A 1480-nucleotide genomic window follows, 5' to 3' on the forward strand; every position below is an offset into this window, starting at 1 on the left:
ATATTTCTCTTATTGGGCATTCCATGGGAGGATATACGGCTCTTGCTGTAGCAGGTGGAGTTCCCACTTCTTTTCCTTCTGAATCTCCTGATCAAAAGCCTTATTGTTTATCTATTACTMATGATAAGCGGGTTCAATCACTTATTCTTTTAGCGCCAGCCGCCGGATGGTTCAGGGAAAAAGGCGCTCTTGAAGACGTGAATATACCTAWTTTAATGATTACAGGCGAAAAGGATACGATTACTCCTTCTTTTCACGGGGAATTTGTGTTAAATGGCGTTTCTGATAAGGAAAAAGTTCAGCATATCGTTGTAGAAAATGGAGGGCATTTTTCATTTCTCAGCCCATTTCCCGACTTTATGAAATCTCCTTCTTTCCCCCCTTCTCAGGACCCGGCAGGCTTTAATCGCAAGGAGTTTCATGAGGACCTTCAAAACACTATATTGAACTTTTTATTACGTCCTTTTTAACAGATTAGTGAGTTGTACCACCTTTTCTTTTGAAGCAATTATATCTAGAAAGAGCAGTTAAAATCTCTTAGAAGCTGATGAGCTTCTAAGGGATTTTTATTTCCTATAAGGTCCATGATGCTAGTCTCCTTMTTTCTTTTTAAAAAGAAGCCAGTATTTAGAAAAAAATATTTTTAAATTCAAAAAACATAACACGCGATCTTATTAATCTGTAATAATTAAGAAATAAAGATATATAGAAAAAGTGCTGCCTATTGAATTGATATTTTTGCTCTTTTACAAAACAAAAGGGGGATTTACAATATGGCTTTAAAAAAAGGTCAGCTAAGCGGACATGTATTTTTGTCTAAACTTATTACACAGTACGCAATGATTCATGAAAAAACGGTAGGTCCCGTAGCTGAAGAATATATTAAACAAATTGGTATTCGTACTGGAGAATGGATGGAAGACTTTTATAGCGATAAGCATGAAAAGTGGACGGTAGAAGAATATGCAGAAGTTATAATTGACCTTAAAAATTCAATTGGAGGTCACTTTGAAATTGTGTCCGTTTATCCAGACCATGTGGTTGTAAGCGCTACTCAATGTCCATTTGGTGACGTCGTACAGGATGCTCCTCATTTATGTAAGATGACGTCTAGTGTGTTTGGAGGAATTGCAGCTCGGAAATTCGGTTATGGAAAAGTGAGCTTGCGTCAGCGTATTGCTCTTGGTCACCCAATGTGTGAAGTTGCTATATATTTTACAAAACACAGTGAAGAAAATGGAGATGTGTATGAAGATCTTCCTATTACCCCTTCTTATGGTAACCCTTTTAACTGGGAAGAGGAAACGATTCATATGCTTAATCAAGAACTTCGAAGAAGCGATGAAATGATTGAAACCCTTCTTGCGGAATTAGAAGAATTACGTAAATAGCATTGTATTACCACACTTAACTATTAAGACATTTTGTTCTAGTTAGAGAAGCAAAACAAGATGTATAAAACAAAGAGCAGCCTTTAATT

2 protein-coding genes are annotated in these 1480 nt (G+C 36.4%); both read left to right on the top strand.

The window, feature by feature from the left end:
* Window positions 1-470, top strand: a 470-nt coding sequence (locus AC1DRF_RS27455) for an alpha/beta hydrolase family protein (protein WP_477742244.1), incomplete at its 5' end; no start/stop codon positions are given.
* A gap of 303 nt (window positions 471-773) precedes the next feature.
* A complete protein-coding gene (locus AC1DRF_RS27460; protein WP_043980926.1) occupies window positions 774-1391 on the top strand; it encodes a methanogen output domain 1-containing protein in 618 nt (205 codons plus the stop codon).
* Window positions 1392-1480 lie beyond the last annotated feature (89 nt).

The organism is Priestia sp. P5_B4 (assembly GCF_056400385.1).

What these genes read in the sequence shown, in the direction of transcription:
- AC1DRF_RS27460 (WP_043980926.1), top strand. Translation starts at nt 774, where the DNA reads ATGGCTTTAAAAAAAGGTCAGCTAAGCGGACATGTATTTTTGTCTAAA.